Raw genomic sequence first — 20,789 nt, 5'->3', positions numbered from 1 at the left:
TTTCCTGTTAATTAGCGGTTAATGATGTTCAGCAGGTTACCTACAGCCGGCTCCGAAATGCTCAGGAACGTGTTGGGGAACAAACCGATCCAGAATACCATGATCACCAGCGGAATAAGCACCGCTTTTTCATTGAATGTCAGGTCCGTGAACGCATCTGTATGCTCCGACTTGGTACCGAACATCACACCCTGGAACATGCGCAGCATATAAACCGCACTTAGTATAATGGTTAAGCCAGCTATAGCACCAAACCATGCATTGTAATTATACACACCCAACAGCAGCAGGAATTCACCCACGAAACCGTTTGTCAGCGGCAGCGCTACAGCACCCAGCAACAGGATCATAAAGAAGATCGAAAGTGCTTTCGCATTCTGCGTGATACCGCCCAGACTGGAGATTTCTCTTGTATTGGTTCTTCTGTAAATAATGTCGATGATGAAGAACAGACCGGTCACGTTGATACCGTGGCTCAGCATCTGGATAACGCCACCTTGCAGGCCTTGCTCGTTCAGGGTGAAGATACCGGCTGCAATAAGGCCAACGTGTGCGATAGACGAATAAGCGATCAGGCGTTTCAGGTCGTGCTGGCGGATGGCGATAACAGAGCCGTAAACGATACCGATGATAGAAAGGATAAGCACCAGTTCATCCCACTGGCTAACGCCCATTGGCACAACCGGTAATAACCAGCGCAGCACCCCGTAAATACCCATTTTCAGCATGATACCGGAAAGTAACATGGTAGCCTGTGTAGGCGACTCAGTATAGGTATCCGGCTGCCAGGTATGGAACGGGAACACCGGCATTTTAATAGCGAAGGCAATGAACAGGAACCAGAAGATCCAGCTCTGCGTCTCAGCACTTAAGGCCAGTTGGTAAAACGCCTGCACATCAGAAGAGTGTGCTGCTGCATCAGTTGCGCCCGTCTGGAAGTACAGGTATACAAAGGCGGCCAGCATGAAAAGCGAACCAAACACCGTATACACAAAGAACTTGAGCGTAACCTTAATGCGGTTTGTACCACCCCAGATGGCCGCAATAAAGTAGATCGGAATAAGCGCCACTTCCCAGAAGAAGTAGAATAGGAACGCATCCAGGGCCACAAACACACCGATAAGGCCGGTCTGCATGAACAGGATAAGTGCGTAAAAAGCGTTCGGGTTCTTATAGTCGTGCTTAAAGGCCGAAAGGATGATCAGGGGAACCAGGAAAGTCGTCAGCAACATCATCAGTAAGCTGATACCGTCCATACCGATATGGAAACCGATACCGGCATTCGCTACCCATGGCAGGTTCAGTTCGTACTGCATACGGCCGTCAGCCGCATCAAAACCTGTAGTTGCAACTATAGCTATGGCAAACTCAATGAGTGCTGCCACAAAAGCCACTTTCTTGGCACCTTGTCCTTTTATAAGCAACACCAATAGTGCAGCTAAGGCAGGCCAGAAAAGTAAAAGAGCTGTTATCATCTTCTAAGAACCTTATCCGATAAAGAAATTTAAAAACAGAATAAGCGCGATGCTTACTACCATCAGCAGAATGTAGAACCCGATAGCACCGCTCTGCGCAAAGCGAAGGGTACGGCTGCTCTGCATCACAAACTTGCCAACACCATTCACGATACCATCAACTATAACCACATCAAACACTTTGTGGAAGATAGATGACAGCCACATGATAGGGCGCACGATGATCGCGTTATATAATTCGTCGATGTAATACTTGTTGTAGATCAGGTTGTGGATTGGAGAAAGCTGGGTGCCTTCTGCTGCCGGAACCTGCTTTTTGCTCACATACATGGTATAAGCAAGGCCCGCCGCAACTATAGCCACCGCTACCGAAATACCCATCAGCATCCATTCTGTAGCATGATCGATGTGAAGTGGAGCAACTGCTGCTGCGTTAGCAACCTGTGCGTAACCATAAATTGGCGCCAGGTAATTTTGCAGCACGTGCATGTTCTCGCCAAACACAGCCGGAATACCCAGGAAACCACCGATCGTTGACAGGATAGCCAGCACAATAAGTGGCAGCGTCATCGACATAGGAGACTCGTGCAGGTGAGATTTCTGGGCTTCAGTGCCTCGGAAGGTACCAAAGAAGGTCAGGAACACTAAGCGGAACATGTAGAATGATGTCATGAACGACACCAGCACACCTAAGCCCCAAAGTACTTTGCTATGCTCCCAAACATGCGCCAGCAACTCGTCTTTAGAGAAGAAACCAGCAAACGGCGGAATACCGGCAATGGCCAGCGTACCGATCAGGAATGTCAGGAACGTAATTGGCAGATACTTGCGCAGACCACCCATGAAACGGATATCCTGCTCATTGCTCATGGCATGGATAACTGAACCCGCACCTAAGAACAGAAGCGCTTTGAAGAATGCATGCGTCAGTACGTGGAAGATAGACGAATCGAAGGCCATTACGCCCAGTGCCAGGAACATGTAACCAAGCTGCGAAACAGTAGAGTAAGCCAGTACCTTTTTAATATCGTTTTGCGCCAGGCCTATAGTTGCCGCCAGCAGGGCCGTAACTATACCAACTATAGCGATCACTTCCATAGTTGATGGAGCCAGCACATATAACACATTCGAGCGAATTACCATGTAGATACCAGCTGTAACCATGGTTGCCGCGTGTATCAGGGCCGAAACCGGTGTAGGACCCGCCATGGCATCCGGTAACCAGGTAAACAACGGTACCTGCGCACTCTTACCCATTGCACCAACAAACAGCAGCAGGGTAATCGTGATCATTACCGTAGAATCGATACCGCCAGTGTAACGGGCAGCCTCCGCGAAAACCTGCGGGTAGCTAACCGAACCGAACGTGATAAAGATCAGGAAAATAGCCAGCAGGAAGCCAAGGTCACCAATACGGTTCATTACGAAGGCTTTCTTGGCAGCATTGTTATAGTTAGTGTTCTTGTTCCAGAAACCGATCAGCAGGTACGAGCAAAGACCTACACCTTCCCAGCCCACAAACATCATCACGTAGTTAGAGCCCATTACAAGCAGTAACATCGAGAACATGAACAGGTTAATGAAAGCGAAGAACTTACCGAAGTTCTCGTCGTGGCTCATGTAGCCGGCCGAGTACAGGTGAATCAGGAAACCGATACCGGTCACCATCAGCATCATCAGCAGGGTCAGCTGGTCTATCAAAAACGAGAAACCGATCTGCATATCGCCAACCGAGATCCAGTTATAGAAATCTACGGTGTAAGCGCGGCTGCCATTAGCTGTGAAATCCACGAAAAGGTATACCGAGATAAGGAAGGACGCCAGCACGGTGCTGCAGCCTATCAGACTTACCATACCCTTTGCGAGCTTCCTGTTGCCAAGCCCGTTCACGATAAAGCCGATCAGAGGCAGCAGCGGAATGAGCAAACAGAGCAGTGCCATCGCCTGGTTATTGAAGGGCATTACAATCTCTTGCATCTAATTTTTATTAAGTTAAGCTATTGTAGATTCGATTTCGGGCTTACCACTTCAGGCGGTTAAGCAATTGCACATCCGTAGAGCGTACGTTGCGGTAGATCATTACAATAATGGCCAGACCAACGCACACTTCGGCAGCAGCCACAGCCATGATAAAGAACACAAAAACCTGCCCGTTGGGATCGGAACGATATGCTGACAGGGCCGTAAGTAAAATGTTTACAGCATTCAGCATCAGCTCCACGCACATAAAAATAATGATGGCATTGCGTCTGATAAGTACACCAACTATACCGATCACGAAAAGAGCGGTGCTGAAGAACAGGTAATATTCCAGCGGAATGGTTCTGATAATTTCAGGTATCTGGTTCATTGTCTGTGTAGTCCGAACGTAGTCCTACTGTTAAAGTATAATCCAATATTTCGTGCCGCAAAGTTATCCCCTTTTCTTAAATATCCATAACATATTTCTATACTTCTTTGGATAAAGGATTTAAGGGTTTTGTTCAATTTTCAGGATTAAATCTATATTTTGAGGGAGTTTGTTTTTTAAGTTGAGTAATGCATTTAAGCGGCGATCAATTAATATGAAAAAAGAGCATAACAGTAACCTGAAGTTCTATGTTATAGTTGGTATACTTTCATTAGTATTCATGATTCTTGTTCGTTATTTCTTTCCTTACATGGTTAAGAGTAGCTTGTGTGACAAAGAGCAGGAATTGAAAGATGCGCATTTAAATGGGGTAGTGAAGCAAAAATATATAGATAAGCCCAATCACGCTGCGGAAGTGCTATTAGTGCATCATCTAAATGGATCAGAGTATAAATTATATTTAGATGGAGACTCAAGCAGCTTGTACAACTATGCAACAGTTGGCGACTCAATCTATAAAGAGTTAGAATCTACGAAAGTGGAAGTATATCGAGAAGGAAACGCGAAGGCATTTATGGTTGCCTTTGGTTGCGAAGAGTTCACAACATTTTAACTAACAATTGTGCAATTTACAAGTATAAGTAGTGGTTCTTTAACTAACTCATTCGATGCTCTTAAAAAACAGGTTAGCCTTTAAATGTAATGCAATTGTTGTTTTGTTAAGCTTAGTTGCCTGTCAAATACTAATGCAGGGGTGTGATATGAAGGATAAAAAGAAAAACATTGATGCTACTGAAGAGGAAAGTACAAAGTTATCCGCAACTATAACTGCAACCCATTTTTACCATAATATCCCGTCGGGCTCTGGCATTGAGGAGGCGCCGGACGGCTATTACATCATCGGCGATGACTCTCCTTTTCTGTATCTGTTTGATAAGAACTATGCGCCTAAAGCGCAATATCCGCTTTTTGATACTGCCGGTTTCGTAAATGGTCGTATTCCCAAACCTGAAAAACCTGACCTCGAGAGCCTGGCAACTATAGCTTATAAAGGCAAAAGTTACCTGCTTACATTGGGCTCCGGCTCGTCGGAAGTGCGCAACAAAGCGTTTCTCGTGGAACTGCCACTGTCTGCTGCCAATCCAATAGTTAAAGAGGTGAGCTTAAAAGCCTTGTTCGATACCCTGCAGCAGGACACAACTATAGTTGGCGAAGAACTGCTGAATGTAGAAGGTCTTGCTATTTCCGAAGAGAAAGTGTATTTGCTGCAACGCGCTTTAAAGGCCGCTCCTAACCTGGTATTGACATTCGATCTGAATGATTTTGTTGCTTTTCTGTTCGAGAACAAAGCCTTACCTGAACCGGGAAGACACTTTTTTCAACTCCCCTCTTTACAGCAACACCAGGCCGGCTTTTCAGGAGCTTATGTTCTGGATGACAAACTGTTCTTTTCAGCATCTATCGAAAGCGCCCCCAACGCTATCCTCGACGGCGAAGTGATCGGCAGCTACATCGGCTTTATTCCCTTGGCAGCTCTCTCCGAAGCTACCTCTCCCACTAAACCCATCGTTGCCACCGCAGCCATAGTTACCGACAACAAAGGAAAAACCTATACCGGTAAAATAGAATCACTGGTTGTGGAGAAGGGGAAGAATGCAGGTAACTATAAAGTTATCGCCATTTCAGATGATGATCAGGGACATTCGGAATTATTGGAAGTAGAGTTTATAGTTAAGTAGGCTGCTGTCGTTTTGTTTAGGGATTTTATAGATCCTATAGTTTCACTATTAGTCATGTCGGGCATTCTTGAGACATCTTATGTGCCCATTTCTTGTCATTTCGAACAACGTGAGAAATCTATCTCAAACTATAGTTGAGGCTCAAGGACTATCATGTTATAGTTTAGTTTGCCTGCCACTGGAGACAAGCCGTAGTTTTATAGCTACTCTTCATCCTGGGAGCTTTAAAAGCCTACAGTCTTATAGTTTGCTTGGCTCCCTCTAAGGCCGGGAGGCCCCGTCTTCGGGCATCGCGCGGTGTACATTTCCTTTGCTCGTGCCTCGCAATGCCTTGCGGCACCGGAAATCTACAAGGCGCTCAACCCAAAGACTGATATCAGTTCGATAGCTGATGCTTCAACTATAGTTGCTGCACTTGTTCTTAGCTAAAACAGATCGGTTTTTCTCGTGGTTGTAATTCCGAAGGGTAGGCTGCGCCTCTCTTCTCTCGGTTTGTAACTATAGAACTATAGCTTCAACTATAGCAATAGCAGAGATTGTCCCCTTGAGGGGACTACAGGTGTGTTAAAGCAGCAACTATAGAACTATAGCTCAAACTATAGCATTGCCAGAAAGTCCCCCTTTGAAGGGGCAGGGGATGACAAACGGAAACTATAAAACTATAAGATTCAAACTATAACCATAGCCATAATTCCCCTCTTGAGAGGGGTAGGGGTGTGTTTGTTGACTATAAAACTATAGCTATCAACTATAGCCACAACCCTCATCCTGAAAATCCTAAAATCCTGTAAATCCTGATTCAGACAAAAAAAGGGCTGCAACTATAGAATTGCAGCCCCTTTATACTTTATAAGTAATCCGAATTAGAAGTGTCTTTCTCCGGTCTCTTTTTTACCTAACATTACAGCACCCACCATGGCAACTAAGAACAGCACCGATGCTAACTCGAAAGGCAGCAGGTATTTGGTGTACAACACTTTACCCAGGTTCTCTACCATGCCTATCTGTGAGTTAAAGTTCTCGGCATCATAGGTACCTACATGGGCATCTTTCAGCGCCGCAATCATCACCACGAATAGTAACCCACCTGCAATCGTTCCGGTAATTTTGGTCAGAGCCGATGTTTTCAGATCGCGCTCATTTTTGCCCATGTTCAGGAACATGATCACAAACAGGAACAGTACCATGATGGCTCCGGCATAAACGATGATGTTAACCGCAGCCAGGAACTGTGCATTTAGCAGGATGTAGTGTCCGGAAATGGTGAAGAACGTAATAACCAGGAAAATAATACTGTGCACCGGGTTTTTAGATATCACTACCATCAGGGCGCAAAGCAACGTAAGCGAAGCCAGAAAATAGAACAGATTCTCCATCAGGGATTATTTTGTTTCGGTTGTTTTTAACGGCTCCACCAGTCGGTCTTTGCCATAAATAAATTCGTCGCGCTCGTAGCGGGCAGGTGCAAGTTTATCATCCTGCAGAAAGATCGCCGCTTTAGGGCAGGCTTCCTCGCACATACCACAGAAAATGCAACGCAACATATTGATCTCATACGTCACGGCATACTTCTCTTCGCGGTACAGATGCTCCTCACCTGCTTTGCGCTCACCAGCCGTCATGGTAATGGCTTCGGCAGGGCAGGCTACGGCACAAAGTCCGCAGGCAGTGCAACGCTCTGCTCCTTTCTCATCGCGCTTCAGCACGTGCAAGCCACGCCATACGTCGCTGCGCTCGCGTGTTTGCTCCGGATAATTTATAGTTGCCTTCTTCTTAAAGAAGTGTTTTAATGTAATGCCCAAGCCTTGCGCAATAGCCGGAAGATAAGCCCTTTCAGCAAAGGTCATCTCGCGCTTCTGCACTTTTTTGCTTCTATTTGATAATGATTCCATTATATCGTTCTCCCTTCTATTGGTCCAACTATAGGTAAGACCAGTTTGAGGTACTATAGTTTAAAATAAATAGTCTTTCAGCAGAATAGCACCACCTGTTAATACTACGTTCAGGATCGCCAGTGGAATAAGGATCTGCCAGCCCAGCTTCATCAGTTGGTCGTAACGGAAGCGCGGAAGCGTCCAGCGAACCCACATAAAGAAGAAGATAAAGGCAAATATCTTCGCAAACATCACGATCACGCCCAGTATGGTCACCACGTTATTGGCCAGCACCGGATCGCTGATAGCCGCGCGCAGGTTTTCCATGAACGGGAAGTTGTAAGCACCAAAATATAAGGTAGACATTACCGCCGATGCCACAAAGATGTTGATGTATTCCGCGAACAGGTACATACCCAGCTTCATAGAGCCATATTCAGTATGGTAACCACCTATCAGTTCTGCCTCCGATTCCGGTAAGTCGAACGGGGTACGGTTACATTCTGCAAAAGCACACACCAGGAAAATCAGGAAACCAAGCGGCTGGTACCAGATATTCCAGTTAAAGCCCTGCTGCTGCTCTGCAATCTCTCTCAGCGAAAGCGATCCTGTCATCATCAGCACCGCGATCAGCGAAAGGCCCATTGCCAGCTCGTAGCTGATGTTCTGCGATGCTGCACGGATAGCGCCCAGCAACGAGAATTTGTTGTTGGAAGCCCAGCCACCGATCATCAGACCATACACACCCAGCGATACCACACCAAAAACGTACAGTACGCCAATGTTTACTTCTATTGCCTGCAGCCATATTTCGCGGCCACCAACTATAAGCATGTCGCCAAACGGAATCACCGCGCTCGACATGGTAGCCACCAGCATGGCAATACCCGGACCTATGATGAACAGCGCTTTGTTTGCCTTGGTAGGTATAAAATCCTCTTTAAAGAACAGTTTACCGGCATCGGCTAATGGCTGCAGCAAACCAGCCGGACCAGCACGGTTAGGGCCTACCCGGTCCTGGATAAAGGCTGCAATCTTACGCTCAAAATAAGTCGAGTAGGTAGCGATCAGCAGGGTGATGCCGAAAATTACCAGGATGTATATCGCTTTGTAAATTAGGTCTACAGACTCCATGTTTTAGTCCTGTGGCAGGTTTTTCTTGGTAGAACTTGGTAAGTTAGGCACAATTGGCACGTTCAGTACCGGCAACTCGTAGTGGTTTACCGAGATTACTGAATTACGCTCGATATGGCGCGGTCCTTCAATGGTCCAGTCTTTGGTTTCTTTTTTATCGAAGCGGCAGGTATTACAGATAAACTCTTCTACTTCGTTGTACTGGTCTTTGCGGGCTGTTACGCGCAATACTTCTTCGCCACGTGTCCAGAGGGTAACCTTACCGGAGCAGGTCGGGCAATCGCGGTGTGCATCCATTGGCTTTGTAAACCATACACGGTTCTTAAAGCGCCAGGTCTTATCGGTAAGGGCACCTACCGGGCACACATCGATCACGTTACCAGAGAAGTCGTTATCGATCACATTCTCAATGTACGTTCCGATCTCAGCGGCATCGCCACGGCCTAATACACCATGCACACGCTTAGCGGTGATCTGGTCGGCAGTATACACGCAGCGGTAGCACAGGATGCAACGCGTCATGTGCAGCTGAATGTAAGGACCAAGATCTACTTTATTGAAAGTTCTCTTCTCTTCTTCGAAACGGGTAGCGCTTACACCATGCTCAAACGAAAGGTCCTGCAGGTCACACTCACCAGCCTGGTCGCAGATAGGGCAATCCAGCGGGTGGTTGATCAGCAGCATTTCCACGATGCCTTTGCGGGCATTCATTACATCCTCGTTTGTAGTATTTTCTACCACCATGCCATCCTGCACCGGCGTAATGCACGAGGCTACCAGTTTAGGCATAGGACGCGGGTCTTTTGCCGAGCCCTGCGTTACTTTTACAAGACAAACACGGCACTTGCCACCACTTCCTTTAAGGGGAGTATAGTAGCACATGGCTGGCGGCACTACACTGCCACCAATTTTTCTGGCGGCCTGAAGAATGGTAGTTCCGTCTTCTACCTCTACTTCAATGCCATCGAATGTTATTTTAGCCATTTTATTATCGTTGTTCGTTATTCGCTGATCATTTTTCAAAAGAATCAACTATAAACGATTTTAAGCTATAATTTCCTTTTCAGGATATTTTACCTGAGAGCCAGTACCAGGAAAAAGTCTAATGTCTGATATCCTGATACTAGCATCTAATTTTACGCTTCTATAGTTGCCAGCTGGCCTCTGTATACAGCTCCCGGCAGCGTTGCTTCCTTCGGATGCTTAATGTGCCACTCGAATTCCTCGCGGAAGTGACGGATCGCGCTGGCTACTGGCCATGCGGCTGCATCACCCAGCGGGCAAATGGTATTACCCTCGATCTGTTTGGCAACGCTTACCAACAGGTCAATGTCCTGCTGATGGCCGTGGCCATGCTCGATGCGGTGCAATACTTTTTCCATCCAGCCGGTACCTTCGCGGCAAGGACTGCACTGGCCACACGACTCATGATGATAGAATCTGGCATAGTTCCAGGTGTTACGCACAATGCACTGGTCTTCATCAAACACAATGAATGCACCGGAACCCAGCATTGAGCCACTCACAAAACCACCATCAGATAGCGATTCATAAGTCATCAGGCGCTGCTCGCCGGCTGCAGTTTTGGTGATCAGGTTAGCAGGCAGGATCGGAACAGAAGAGCCACCCGGCACTACAGCCTTCAGTTGCTTGCCTTTCCAGATACCACCGCAGTATTCGTCAGAGTAAATGAATTCTTCCACCGGAACACCTAGTTCGATCTCGTAAACCCCCGGTTTGTTAATGTTACCGCTGCAGGAGAATAACTTCGTACCAGTACTTCTGCCAATACCGATCTTCGCATACTCTGCCCCACCGTTGTTCACGATCCACGGCACTGATGCGATAGACTCCACGTTATTCACCACCGTTGGCGAAGCGAACAGACCTTTCACAGCCGGGAATGGCGGTTTGTTACGCGGGTTACCACGCTTACCTTCCAAAGACTCCAGCAGCGCAGTTTCTTCACCACAGATATAAGCACCACCGCCCGGAGCCACATGCAGGTCCAGGTCGTAACCAGAGCCCAATATGTTTTTACCAAGCAAACCAGCTGCATAGGCTTCTGCAATGGCTTTCTCCAGTATGCGCAGCACAAACATCAACTCACCACGGATGTAGATATAGGATGTGTTCGCACCCAGCGCGTAGCTCGATGTGATCATACCTTCTATCAGGGAGTGTGGCGTTTTCTGCATGAAGTAGCGGTCCTTGAACGTGCCAGGCTCCGACTCATCGGCGTTGCAAACCAGGTAACGCGGAATGCCTTCCGGCTTAGCCAAAAAGCTCCACTTCATACCAGTCGGGAAGCCGGCACCACCACGACCACGCAGGCCTGATGTTTTTACTTCTTCCACCACCTCGTCCGGAGTCATCGTTTTCAGGGCTTTCTCTACCGAGCGGTATCCACCGTGCTTACGATATACTTCCAGGGTCTCGATGCCTGGTACGTCTATATGTTCGGTTAATATTTTAATTCCCATTTCAGCAGGATATCTATACTTGGTTATTGCTTGACAAAGAACTTCCGGACAAAGGACAAAAGAGATTAAGTTTAAAGTCTTTTGTCTGACTGTCTTTCGTCACAAAGTCTACTAATTACTTCTGATGATAAGGAGTTTCTACCTCGGTATTGCGCATAGTTTCCAGGAACTGATCCAGTTTTTCTTCTGTATCGATGTTCTCGTAAAATTTCTCGCGCACCTGCAGCATCGGGCCTGTTCCGCATGAGGCAAGGCACTCTACCGGCTTCAGGGTAAACATACCATCAGCAGTTGTCTCTCCTTCTTCTATGTTCAGCTTCTCCTTGATCATGTCGATCATCTGGTCAGCACCACGAAGGCAGCAAGGACCTGTGCGGCATACTTCCAGCACATGCTTGCCAACCGGCTTCAGGTTGAACATAGTATAGAACGTTGCCACTTCGTATACTTCGATGGGCTGTATGTTCAGGATTTCGGCAATTTTATCCATCACCTGCGGGCTCAGCCAGCCACCAAATTCTGCCTGTGCTACGTGCATAATAGGTAGAATAGCGGATTTCTGACGTCCTTCCGGGTAATGACTGATGTAGCGCTGGATCTCAGCCATGCCTGCATCAGAAAACTTTACTTCGTTTATTGTCTCTGCCATTTTTCAATTAGCAATGATCAGTTAACAACTATAGATTAACCTGATCGGGTATTTATATATGAGCCAGCAGCTTTGTTTACTGCTAACTATTTACTGTTCACTCTACTATGCGTCCAGCTCGCCGGCAATTACATTCAGGCTGCTCAGCGTCAGGATCGCATCCGCAAGCTGGCCACCTTTGATCATCTCGGTATAAGCCTGGTAGTAAATAAAGCAAGGACGACGGAAATGCAGACGATAAGGCGTGCGGCCACCATCTGATATAAGATAGAAACCAAGCTCTCCGTTACCACCTTCTACAGAATGATACACCTCGCTAACCGGGGCATCAATTTCACCCATCACAATTTTAAAGTGATAGATCAGGGCTTCCATGTTGCGGTACACTTCCTGTTTTGGAGGCAGGTAGTAGTGCGGCGCATCCGCATGGAAAGATCCTTCCGGTAAGTTCTTATAGGCCTGCTCAATGATCTTTAAGCTTTGCCATACTTCTTCGTTGCGCACCAGGTAACGGTCGTAGGTATCGCCTTTGCTTCCTACCGGAATTTCGAAGTCGAAATCTTCGTAAGATGAGTACGGATTCATCACACGCACATCGTAGTCTACCCCAGTGGCACGCAGGTTAGGGCCGGTAAAGCCATAGCTCAACGCACGCTCTGCCGAAATAGCACCAACATCTGTAGTTCTGTCGATGAAGATACGGTTGCGGGTAAGCATTTTCTCGAACTCAGCCCATACTTTCGGGAAGCGGTTCAGGAATTCGCCGATCAGGTGCAATGCTTTTGGCGAAAGGTCGCGCTCCATGCCCCCGATACGCCCCATGTTCGTTGTCAGACGGGCACCGCAAACTTCTTCGTAAATATCGTAGATGTGCTCACGCTCCTGCATCACGTACAGGAAGCCGGTAAACGCACCTGAGTCCACACCTAGGATAGAGTTACAGATCAGGTGATCCGAGATACGGGCCAGTTCCATCATGATCACGCGGATATACTGCGCGCGCTTCGGTACGGTAATCCCCAACAGCTTCTCTACCGACATCAGGTAACCCATATTGTTAATAGGTGCCGAGCAATAGTTCATGCGGTCGGTAAGCGGCGTGATCTGGTAAAACGCGCGTCGCTCCGCTATTTTCTCAAAAGCACGGTGAATGTAGCCGATCGTTGGTACAGCGTCCACGATCTTCTCCCCGTCCATCTGCAGAATGTTCTGGAAAATACCATGCGTTGCCGGGTGTGTCGGGCCCAGGTTCAGCGTGGTCAGGTTCTCGTTATGTTTATCTTGTAGTTTCAGATCCAGGTTCTCACGAAACTGCTCTAAACCATCAAGTTCTATTGTCTTCTTTTCAGTAGCCATAATATGCTTCTAAGTACAGCCGCCGGGTTAAGAGCGGCAAAACTGGCTTAACGTCCGAAAAACGTATTTACTTTATCTTCTCTCGTCTGGTCTTCCAGCGGGTATTGCTTCAGCATCGGGTGGTACTCCATGTCCTCCACATTCAGGATGCGGATCAGGTTCGGGTGACCGGTAAAAATAACACCGTAGAAATCGTAAGCCTCACGCTCCATCCAGTTGGCGGCTGCGTAAAGGTCTGTCATAGTTGGCATTACCGGGTCCGAGATCGGGAAATATACCTTTATGCGCAGGCGGTAATTATGGCGCAGGCTATGCAACTGGTACATCATGCACAGTTCCCTGTCCTTTTGTTCCGGATAATGAATACCGCACATAGTTGTCAGGAAGCTGATCTGCAGCTCCTTGTCGTCGCGCAGGTATTTTATCAGCTCATGAATGGTCGCACGGTTTGTCTGGAACGTCATGATCCCATCCGGATTTACAGCATCCCAGATGTTCTCTTCTCCAAACTGTTCGATGATCTTACCGAGTACGTTTTCGTTCGTAAGCTCCATGATGCTTATTTAATATTATAAGAGGCTAACAGTGCCTGATATTCCGGTGAGTTGCGGCGGCGCAACGATTCGTTTTTGGCAAGGTCCTGCACACGCATCAACCCGTCCAGTATCTGCTCAGGGCGCGGCGGGCAACCCGGCACGTACACATCCACAGGCACAATACGGTCGATACCCTGCAGCACAGAGTAAGTATCGAAAATACCACCTGAGGTAGCACAGGCACCTACAGCCACTACCCAGCGCGGCTCTGCCATCTGCTCATATACCTGCTTTACAACGGGGCCCATTTTTTTGGCTATAGTTCCCATTACCAGCAGGATGTCTGCCTGGCGTGGCGAGAAGCTTGGACGCTCCGACCCGAAACGGGAAATATCATACGTTGCACCCATGGTAGCCATAAACTCGATACCGCAGCACGATGTAGCAAAAGGCAATGGCCAAAGCGAGTTAGCACGGGCCAGACCAATTACTTTCTCAAACGAGGTAGCAAAAAAACCCGCTCCGGTGTATCCTTCCGGGGCTTCTGCCATTTTAATATCTTTATTAGAATCGCTCATTTTCAGAGTTATATTTGTTGTACAAAAAGGCGCTTTAAGGCCTCTTGCTCTAACAATATTGTTCTTGTAATAGTTTAATCTATTCCCACTTCAGAATACCCTTCTTCAGCACATAAAAGAAGCCGGACATCAGCAAGCCAAGGAATAAAAGCATCTGCAGGAAACCTTCTGCACCAAACTCTTTAAAGTTAACTGCCCAAGGGTACATAAAGATGATCTCCACATCAAAAAGCACGAACAGGATCGCTGTCATGAAGTATTTGTAAGAGATCGGCGTACGCGCATCCCCCACCGACTCGATACCACTTTCGAAGGCGGCGCCTTTTACAGCACTGCTGCGCTTAGGACCCAGCATGTGCGTTGCCACTAAAGCAAAAATCACAAAACCAAGGGCCGCTGCAAATTGTATTAAAATCGGCAGGTAGTCAGACGGTAAGTACTGATTTACAGTAGGTTCCATAAAGTTGTAACTCTTTCTTGAAATTTGGGAGCAAAATTAGGCATAAATAGCCAACAATCAAAAGTATAAGTTGCCTGTAAATCGGGGCAAAAAGGATGATTTAGCTCACCTTTTCCAGCAGTTTAACTTATCTAAATACAAGTATAACAAAACAAAGGGCCGCTACTCCCGAGAGTGCGGCCCTTTGCATTAAACTATAGGTTTATTATTTGTTCTCGCCTAAGAACGGGTAGCGGTAATCTACCGGCGGAACAAATGTTTCTTTGATAGAACGGGCAGATACCCAACGCAGCAGGTTCAGCATAGAGCCGGCCTTGTCGTTGGTACCAGATGCACGGGCACCACCAAATGGCTGCTGACCAACTACAGCACCAGTTGGCTTGTCGTTGATGTAGAAGTTACCGGCGGCCTGGTCCAGTTTCTTGGTTGCATACTCCACAGCATAACGGTCCTGTCCGAAAATGGCACCGGTCAGGGCGTAAGGCGATGTAGTGTTTACTAGCTCCAGCGTGTCTTCAAAGTTATTCTCATCATATACATAAATGGTAATAACCGGCCCGAAGATCTCTTCGCACATGGTAACATACAGCGGGTTATGCGACAGTAACACTGTTGGTTCTACAAAGTAACCTTTCGATTTATCGTAGCCGCCACCAGCTATAATTTCTACTTCGTTGCTGTTTTTCGCATTATCAATGTACTTGGCAATCTTGTCGAAAGATTTCTCGTCGATAACCGCGTTAATGAAGTTGCCGAAATCTTCCGGAGCGCCCATTTTAAACGACTTCAGGTCTTCGATGATGTAGCCTTTCACTTCGTCCCACAGGTTGCTTGGGATGTAGGCACGCGATGCAGCAGAGCACTTCTGGCCCTGGTATTCGAAAGCACCACGCGAAATGGCTGTAGCAAGCGCTTTGGCATCCGCTGACTTATGAGCCAGGATAAAGTCCTTACCACCGGTTTCGCCTACGATGCGTGGATATGATTTGTATTTATGGATGTTGGTACCGATTGTTTTCCAGATGTTCTGGAATACGCCGGTGCTGCCTGTAAAGTGAATACCGGCAAAATCAGAGTGGTTAAAGATCACATCGCCGGCAGTCGGGCCATCTACATATACTAAGTTGATCACGCCATCCGGCAGACCAGCCTCACGGAACAATTCCATGATCATCTGGGCAGCATAGATCTGGGTGTTAGCTGGTTTCCAAACCACTACGTTCCCCATCAGGGCTACAGAAGCTGGCAGGTTACCGGCAATGGCTGTAAAGTTGAATGGTGTTAACGCAAACACAAAGCCTTCCAATGGGCGGTGCTCCATGCGGTTCCAGACACCAGGCGAAGATTCCGGCTGCATCTGGTAAATTTCTGTCATGTACTGCACGTTAAAGCGCAGGAAGTCGATCAGTTCGCAAGCTGAGTCGATCTCCGCCTGGTACGCGTTTTTAGACTGACCCAGCATAGTAGCTGCATTCAGGCGTGCTCTCCATGGGCCAGCCAGTAACTCAGCAGCTTTTAAGAAGATAGATGCACGATGCTCCCAGCCCATGTGTGCCCAGGCCTCGCGTGCCGCAAGTGCTGCATTTATAGCCTGCTCTACGTGTGTCGAGTCGCCTTCGCTGAAATGACCCAGGATATGCTTGTGGTCGTGGGGCTGCAGCATTGGCTTCTTTTTGTCGGTAAAAACTTTGTCGCCACCAATGTACATCGGCACATCGATCTCTTTCGACTTCAGTTCTTTATAAGTTCGCTGCAGTTCTTCGCGCTCCGGTGAGCCCGGTGCATAAGACTTTACAGGTTCGTTTATGGGTGTTGGTACTTTAAAAAATCCGGTTGCCATGTAGTTTATAGTTAAGGATTTAAAATATGCTTCTGGGTGGTTGATTTAACCATGGTGCAAAGGTAAGGCTATTTCTGGAAATAAGCTTGTGTGTTAATGGGTTTCACCTGTTGCCTATCATGTAACTGTTTACTTGCGCTATAGTTTGAAAATGTCTGGTTCAAGGCTTCAGATTTCGTCAGCACGTGCAGTTCTTCTCCATGTTTGAGGTTTGAAGCAGTTTTTTTCTTTGTCATGTCGAGCAGCGCCGAGACATCTTATTTGTCCTATAGTTCATTCCTCTCTTTTGTCATTTCGAGTGTAGCGAGAAATCTATCTCAAACTATAGTTGAGGCTCAAAGGCTATAGTTCTATAGTTTGCTTTGCCTGCCATTGGAAACAAGCCTTTTATTTCATAGTTTCTACCAAGCCTGGGAGCTTTAAGAGCCTATAGTTTTATAGTTTGCCTGGCTCCCTCCCGGGCCGGGAGGCCCCGTCTTCGGGCATCGCGCTGCTGCCTTCTTGCTATCCTCGTACCTCGGATTGCCTGACGGCACCGCAACAAGTCAAAGGCGCTCAACCCAAAGACTGATAACAAGTTCGATAGCTTCCGCTTAAACTATAGTTTCTGTTCTTGCTTTTGGTGGGAGCAGATCGTTTTTTTCGTGGCTATAGTTACGAAGGGACAGGTCGCGACCTGTCCTATCTACTGCTTTAACTATAGAACTATGGCTGAATCTATAGTAGTAGCAGAGTTCCCCTCCTTGGATAAGGAGGGGCAGGGGTGGTTTGACCTATAGCAACTATAAAACTATAACTCAAACTATAACAACAGCCCGAATCCTGAAAATCATTTCATCCTGTAAATCCTGATTCAGCCAAAACAAAAAAAGCCTGTAACATTACTGCTACAGGCTTTTTGTCAAACTATAGTTTACAACTACTTCTTCTCCGAAGCAGAAATATTTCTCATTTTAATATGCAGCTCATCTAACTGTGCATCCGAAATTGGTGATGGAGCATCGATCATTACATCGCGGCCTGAGTTGTTTTTCGGGAAAGCAATGTAATCGCGGATAGAATCAGAACCGCCGAAAATAGAGCAAAGTCTGTCGAAGCCGAAAGCGATACCACCGTGCGGCGGCGCACCGTACTCAAACGCTTCCATCAGGAACCCGAACTGGGCTTTTGCTTCGTCGTTAGAGAAACCTAACAAGCGGAACATCTGCTCCTGCAAACGGCGGTCGTGGATACGAATAGAACCACCACCCACTTCTACACCATTGATAACCATATCATAGGCATTTGCACGGATGTCGCTCGGTCGGTCATCGATCAGCTCCAGGTCTTCCGGCTTTGGCGACGTGAACGGGTGGTGCATCGCATGGAAACGGCCTGATTCTTCGTCCCACTCTAATAACGGGAAATCCACTACCCACAGGGCAGAGAATGTATCTTTATCGCGCAGGCCAAGTCGTGTTCCCATTTCCAGGCGAAGCTCGTTCAGGGCTTTACGGGTTTTATCTTTTCCACCGGCCAACACCAGCAGCAGGTCGCCAGGCTTGGCGTTAAAAGCAGCAGCCCATTCTGCCAGATCTTCCGGAGAATAGAATTTATCTACCGATGATTTTACAGAGCCATCTTCATTCACGCGCGCATAAACCAAACCGGTAGCACCGATCTGCGGACGCTTCACAAAATCAGTCAGCTCGTCGAGTTGCTTGCGGGTATAGCTGGCAGCGCCTTCTGCATTGATACCAACTATAAGCTCGGCGTCATCAAATACTTTAAAACCTTTGTTCTTTACCAGGTTATTCAGCTCTACAAACTGCATCCCGAAACGGGTATCCGGCTTATCAGACCCGTACAGGCGCATGGCATCGGCATAGGTCATGCGGGGCAGCTTTGGCAGGTTAATGCCTTTTACTTTCTGGAACAGGTGCTGGATCAGGCCTTCAAAAGTGTTCAGGATATCTTCCTGGGTTACGAAAGAAAGTTCGCAGTCTATCTGTGTAAATTCCGGCTGACGGTCGGCACGCAGGTCTTCATCTCTGAAGCATTTCACAATCTGGTAATACTTATCGAAACCAGACACCATCAGCAGCTGCTTGAATGTTTGCGGCGACTGTGGCAGGGCGTAAAACTCACCCGGGTTCATGCGGCTTGGCACCACAAAGTCGCGGGCACCTTCCGGCGTTGATTTGATCAGAACAGGCGTTTCTACCTCAATAAAATAATGTCCGTCCAGGTAATGGCGGGTTTCGCGCATCACACGGTGGCGTAGCTCCAGGTTACGGCGCACCGGGTTACGGCGCAGGTCCAGGTAACGGTACTTCATGCGCAGGTCGTCTCCCCCATCGGTCTCATCTTCAATCATGAAAGGTGGCAACTTGGCGGCATTCAGTACTTCCAGCTTGGTCACTTTCAGCTCTATTGAGCCGGTAGGAATTTTATCATTCTTCGATTCGCGCTCAATTACTTTACCTACTACTCTGATCACGAATTCACGGCCCAGGCTACGTGCCTGGTTCAGAAGCGCTTCCGGCGTCATGCCTTCTTCAAAGCTTAGCTGGGTGATACCATAGCGGTCGCGCAGGTCTATCCAGAGCATTCCGCCTTTGTCGCGCAGGCGCTGTACCCAGCCAGCCAGGATAACTTCTTCGCCTACATTATCTATTCGTAGTTCGCCGCAAGTATGAGTTCGGAGCATAATCGTTTTTTGTAAAGTATATAGCGCAAAAGTAATAATTGTTACGTTAGGTTGCAGCTAAAATAGCAGGAGTATGCAAGAACTCAGTAAGCGGGCAGATGAGCAACTATAGCACCGCTTATTTACCGGGATGTAAACTATAAACTACATCTAAATACCGCAGACAATTCTAAACACAGGCTACACAGGGCTTAAACAACTATAACTCAGGTTGGTCGGGAAAAAGGGCAGGTTTGTATAGTTTATTTTGAATGGAAAAATGGATTGATTTTCTTTAGCTATAGTTATCTCTGGAAATCGAAAATATTAAGTATAAAATACAACTATGGAATTAGTCATACAGAATCTGTCCAAAACCTACCCTAATGGCACTCAGGCCCTTAAAAACATCAACCTGACTATTCCGAAAGGAATGTTTGGCCTGCTGGGACCCAACGGCGCCGGAAAATCATCGCTGATGCGAACTATAGCTACGCTGCAGGAAGCAGATACCGGCAGCATTATGCTGGGCGACTTGGACGTGCTGCGCCAGAAGGAAGAAATGCGGAAAGTGCTGGGTTACCTGCCACAGGAGTTTGGAGTTTACCCTAAGGTAAGTGCCGAAGAAATGCTGGACCACTTTGCTGTATTAAAAGGCATCAGCAACCCGAAAGAACGCAAGGAAGTGGTGGCAGCGCTGTTGCAGCAAACCAACCTGTACGATGTGCGCAAAAAGAACCTGGGTGGTTACTCGGGCGGTATGAAGCAGCGCTTTGGTATTGCGCAGGCACTGCTTGGCAACCCGCAACTGATTATAGTGGATGAGCCAACCGCCGGCCTGGACCCTGCCGAGCGTAACCGTTTCCATAACCTGCTGAGCGAGATTGGCGAGAACGTGATCGTAATTCTTTCTACACACATCGTGGAGGATGTAACTGACCTGTGCCGCAACTTTGCCATCATCAACAAAGGTGAAGTACTGCTTACCGGCGACCCGCTGGAAGTAATCAACAGCCTGAATGGCCGCATCTGGCGCAAATTCATCCACAAGTCAGAGCTGGCAGCACACCAATTACAGTACGATGTCATTTCGTCGCGCCTGTTTGCCGGCAAAACTATTATCCACGTGCTCAGCGATGTGCAGCCGGGTGTAGAATTTGAACCTGTAAACGCAGACCTAGAAGACGTGTACTTCAGCAAGATACACGAGGCTACTAGGGGCGAGCGCACTGAGCCTGCTGAAGTAATTATGAATTAAAAATTATGAATTATGAATGGCTTTGGTGGTTAGTAAAATACTACTCAGGATTTTCTGTAGCTCGGTAGCATCCTGATGAACTGATTCGAAAGATTTTGTGGAAATAAACTCACTGTCTTTTAGCAGTTTCAGCCAGTAAATCGTTTCGCGGGTTTCTTTAGCGGCAATGTTCAGTTTGTTCACAAAATCGGCACGGGAACTGGCAGCTATAGCTTCGGCTACATTAGCCCCGATTGATGTTCCGCTCCTGAGAATCTGTTTCGAAAGGATAAATTCCTGCTCAGAAAAACGAAGATGCTTGTACAATTTTACAACACGCAGTGCAAAGGCATAAGACTTATCAGCCACCACATTCTGTTTCATATTCATTTAAATTTTGACACAAGACA

19 protein-coding genes are annotated in these 20,789 nt (G+C 47.4%); 3 read left to right on the top strand and 16 right to left on the bottom strand.

Annotated features, from left to right (window positions below; genetic code table 11):
* Window positions 1-11: 11 nt before the first annotated feature.
* Genes H7F15_RS17165 through nuoK form a run of 3 tightly spaced genes read right to left on the bottom strand, consistent with a single transcriptional unit; the run spans window position 12 to window position 3,825 of the window.
* Window positions 12-1,475, bottom strand: a complete 1,464-nt coding sequence (locus H7F15_RS17165) for a NuoM family protein (RefSeq protein ID WP_185198227.1) — start codon at window positions 1,473-1,475, stop codon at window positions 12-14.
* 12 nt (window positions 1,476-1,487) lie between these two features.
* On the bottom strand, window positions 1,488-3,452 hold the full coding sequence (nuoL, locus tag H7F15_RS17160; RefSeq protein ID WP_255481310.1) for an NADH-quinone oxidoreductase subunit L: 1,965 nt from the start codon (window positions 3,450-3,452) through the stop codon (window positions 1,488-1,490).
* Window positions 3,453-3,495: 43 nt separating this feature from the next.
* Window positions 3,496-3,825, bottom strand: a complete 330-nt coding sequence (gene nuoK, locus H7F15_RS17155; protein ID WP_185198226.1) for an NADH-quinone oxidoreductase subunit NuoK — start codon at window positions 3,823-3,825, stop codon at window positions 3,496-3,498.
* A gap of 214 nt (window positions 3,826-4,039) precedes the next feature.
* On the opposite strand from nuoK, the gene H7F15_RS17150 reads away from it, so the two are divergent.
* Both H7F15_RS17150 and H7F15_RS17145 read left to right on the top strand, forming a co-directional pair.
* Window positions 4,040-4,438 carry a hypothetical protein gene (locus H7F15_RS17150; RefSeq protein WP_185198225.1) on the top strand — a complete coding sequence of 133 codons (399 nt, stop codon included), beginning with the start codon at window positions 4,040-4,042 and terminating at the stop codon, window positions 4,436-4,438.
* Between the two features lie 148 nt (window positions 4,439-4,586).
* Window positions 4,587-5,564: a hypothetical protein gene (locus tag H7F15_RS17145; protein ID WP_185198224.1), complete on the top strand. Its 978-nt coding sequence runs from the start codon at window positions 4,587-4,589 to the stop codon at window positions 5,562-5,564.
* An 863-nt stretch (window positions 5,565-6,427) separates the two neighbouring features.
* Here H7F15_RS17145 and H7F15_RS17140 read toward each other — a convergent pair.
* The 12 genes from H7F15_RS17140 to aspS all read right to left on the bottom strand — a co-directional run bounded on the left by H7F15_RS17140 (window position 6,428) and on the right by aspS (window position 19,163).
* Window positions 6,428-6,940 carry an NADH-quinone oxidoreductase subunit J gene (locus H7F15_RS17140; protein WP_185198223.1) on the bottom strand — a complete coding sequence of 171 codons (513 nt, stop codon included), beginning with the start codon at window positions 6,938-6,940 and terminating at the stop codon, window positions 6,428-6,430.
* Between the two features lie 6 nt (window positions 6,941-6,946).
* Entirely contained in the window at window positions 6,947-7,456 is a 510-nt protein-coding gene (locus tag H7F15_RS17135) for an NADH-quinone oxidoreductase subunit I (protein ID WP_185198222.1), read from the bottom strand.
* Between the two features lie 60 nt (window positions 7,457-7,516).
* On the bottom strand, window positions 7,517-8,572 hold the full coding sequence (gene nuoH, locus H7F15_RS17130) for an NADH-quinone oxidoreductase subunit NuoH (RefSeq protein ID WP_185198221.1): 1,056 nt from the start codon (window positions 8,570-8,572) through the stop codon (window positions 7,517-7,519).
* Window positions 8,573-8,575: 3 nt separating this feature from the next.
* Window positions 8,576-9,556 carry a 2Fe-2S iron-sulfur cluster-binding protein gene (locus H7F15_RS17125; protein WP_185198220.1) on the bottom strand — a complete coding sequence of 327 codons (981 nt, stop codon included), beginning with the start codon at window positions 9,554-9,556 and terminating at the stop codon, window positions 8,576-8,578.
* A 152-nt stretch (window positions 9,557-9,708) separates the two neighbouring features.
* Window positions 9,709-11,055: an NADH-quinone oxidoreductase subunit NuoF gene (nuoF, locus tag H7F15_RS17120; protein WP_185198219.1), complete on the bottom strand. Its 1,347-nt coding sequence runs from the start codon at window positions 11,053-11,055 to the stop codon at window positions 9,709-9,711.
* A gap of 115 nt (window positions 11,056-11,170) precedes the next feature.
* Window positions 11,171-11,704, bottom strand: a complete 534-nt coding sequence (gene nuoE / locus H7F15_RS17115; RefSeq protein ID WP_185198218.1) for an NAD(P)H-dependent oxidoreductase subunit E — start codon at window positions 11,702-11,704, stop codon at window positions 11,171-11,173.
* Window positions 11,705-11,809: 105 nt separating this feature from the next.
* Entirely contained in the window at window positions 11,810-13,060 is a 1,251-nt protein-coding gene (gene nuoD, locus H7F15_RS17110; RefSeq protein WP_185198217.1) for an NADH dehydrogenase (quinone) subunit D, read from the bottom strand.
* A 47-nt stretch (window positions 13,061-13,107) separates the two neighbouring features.
* Window positions 13,108-13,614: an NADH-quinone oxidoreductase subunit C gene (locus tag H7F15_RS17105; RefSeq protein WP_185198216.1), complete on the bottom strand. Its 507-nt coding sequence runs from the start codon at window positions 13,612-13,614 to the stop codon at window positions 13,108-13,110.
* Window positions 13,615-13,619: 5 nt separating this feature from the next.
* Window positions 13,620-14,174 (bottom strand): NADH-quinone oxidoreductase subunit B, encoded by a 555-nt coding sequence (locus tag H7F15_RS17100; RefSeq protein ID WP_185198215.1) that lies wholly within the window; start codon window positions 14,172-14,174, stop codon window positions 13,620-13,622.
* Window positions 14,175-14,253: 79 nt separating this feature from the next.
* Window positions 14,254-14,634 (bottom strand): NADH-quinone oxidoreductase subunit A, encoded by a 381-nt coding sequence (locus H7F15_RS17095; RefSeq protein ID WP_185198214.1) that lies wholly within the window; start codon window positions 14,632-14,634, stop codon window positions 14,254-14,256.
* A 205-nt stretch (window positions 14,635-14,839) separates the two neighbouring features.
* Window positions 14,840-16,474 carry an L-glutamate gamma-semialdehyde dehydrogenase gene (pruA, locus tag H7F15_RS17090; protein ID WP_185198213.1) on the bottom strand — a complete coding sequence of 545 codons (1,635 nt, stop codon included), beginning with the start codon at window positions 16,472-16,474 and terminating at the stop codon, window positions 14,840-14,842.
* Between the two features lie 919 nt (window positions 16,475-17,393).
* On the bottom strand, window positions 17,394-19,163 hold the full coding sequence (gene aspS, locus H7F15_RS17085) for an aspartate--tRNA ligase (protein WP_185198212.1): 1,770 nt from the start codon (window positions 19,161-19,163) through the stop codon (window positions 17,394-17,396).
* A 325-nt stretch (window positions 19,164-19,488) separates the two neighbouring features.
* On the opposite strand from aspS, the gene H7F15_RS17080 reads away from it, so the two are divergent.
* A complete protein-coding gene (locus H7F15_RS17080; protein ID WP_185198211.1) occupies window positions 19,489-20,400 on the top strand; it encodes an ABC transporter ATP-binding protein in 912 nt (303 codons plus the stop codon).
* 3 nt (window positions 20,401-20,403) lie between these two features.
* Here H7F15_RS17080 and H7F15_RS17075 read toward each other — a convergent pair whose 3' ends face one another.
* Window positions 20,404-20,763, bottom strand: coding sequence for a four helix bundle protein (locus H7F15_RS17075; protein ID WP_185198210.1), 360 nt, complete (start codon window positions 20,761-20,763; stop codon window positions 20,404-20,406).
* Between the last annotated feature and the right edge of the window lie 26 nt (window positions 20,764-20,789).

Source organism: Pontibacter sp. Tf4 (assembly GCF_014212495.1).
Lineage (GTDB): Bacteria > Bacteroidota > Bacteroidia > Cytophagales > Hymenobacteraceae > Pontibacter.
The sequence above is the reverse complement of the archived record's forward strand: the minus strand, read 5'-3'. Positions and strand labels throughout refer to the sequence as shown.

What these genes read in the sequence shown, in the direction of transcription:
- H7F15_RS17165 (WP_185198227.1), bottom strand. Translation starts at nt 1,475, where the DNA reads ATGATAACAGCTCTTTTACTTTTCTGGCCTGCCTTAGCTGCACTATTG.
- nuoL (WP_255481310.1), bottom strand. Translation starts at nt 3,452, where the DNA reads ATGCAAGAGATTGTAATGCCCTTCAATAACCAGGCGATGGCACTGCTC.
- nuoK (WP_185198226.1), bottom strand. Translation starts at nt 3,825, where the DNA reads ATGAACCAGATACCTGAAATTATCAGAACCATTCCGCTGGAATATTAC.
- H7F15_RS17150 (WP_185198225.1), top strand. Translation starts at nt 4,040, where the DNA reads ATGAAAAAAGAGCATAACAGTAACCTGAAGTTCTATGTTATAGTTGGT.
- H7F15_RS17145 (WP_185198224.1), top strand. Translation starts at nt 4,587, where the DNA reads ATGAAGGATAAAAAGAAAAACATTGATGCTACTGAAGAGGAAAGTACA.
- H7F15_RS17140 (WP_185198223.1), bottom strand. Translation starts at nt 6,940, where the DNA reads ATGGAGAATCTGTTCTATTTTCTGGCTTCGCTTACGTTGCTTTGCGCC.
- H7F15_RS17135 (WP_185198222.1), bottom strand. Translation starts at nt 7,456, where the DNA reads ATGGAATCATTATCAAATAGAAGCAAAAAAGTGCAGAAGCGCGAGATG.
- nuoH (WP_185198221.1), bottom strand. Translation starts at nt 8,572, where the DNA reads ATGGAGTCTGTAGACCTAATTTACAAAGCGATATACATCCTGGTAATT.
- H7F15_RS17125 (WP_185198220.1), bottom strand. Translation starts at nt 9,556, where the DNA reads ATGGCTAAAATAACATTCGATGGCATTGAAGTAGAGGTAGAAGACGGA.
- nuoF (WP_185198219.1), bottom strand. Translation starts at nt 11,055, where the DNA reads ATGGGAATTAAAATATTAACCGAACATATAGACGTACCAGGCATCGAG.
- nuoE (WP_185198218.1), bottom strand. Translation starts at nt 11,704, where the DNA reads ATGGCAGAGACAATAAACGAAGTAAAGTTTTCTGATGCAGGCATGGCT.
- nuoD (WP_185198217.1), bottom strand. Translation starts at nt 13,060, where the DNA reads ATGGCTACTGAAAAGAAGACAATAGAACTTGATGGTTTAGAGCAGTTT.
- H7F15_RS17105 (WP_185198216.1), bottom strand. Translation starts at nt 13,614, where the DNA reads ATGGAGCTTACGAACGAAAACGTACTCGGTAAGATCATCGAACAGTTT.
- H7F15_RS17100 (WP_185198215.1), bottom strand. Translation starts at nt 14,174, where the DNA reads ATGAGCGATTCTAATAAAGATATTAAAATGGCAGAAGCCCCGGAAGGA.
- H7F15_RS17095 (WP_185198214.1), bottom strand. Translation starts at nt 14,634, where the DNA reads ATGGAACCTACTGTAAATCAGTACTTACCGTCTGACTACCTGCCGATT.
- pruA (WP_185198213.1), bottom strand. Translation starts at nt 16,474, where the DNA reads ATGGCAACCGGATTTTTTAAAGTACCAACACCCATAAACGAACCTGTA.
- aspS (WP_185198212.1), bottom strand. Translation starts at nt 19,163, where the DNA reads ATGCTCCGAACTCATACTTGCGGCGAACTACGAATAGATAATGTAGGC.
- H7F15_RS17080 (WP_185198211.1), top strand. Translation starts at nt 19,489, where the DNA reads ATGGAATTAGTCATACAGAATCTGTCCAAAACCTACCCTAATGGCACT.
- H7F15_RS17075 (WP_185198210.1), bottom strand. Translation starts at nt 20,763, where the DNA reads ATGAAACAGAATGTGGTGGCTGATAAGTCTTATGCCTTTGCACTGCGT.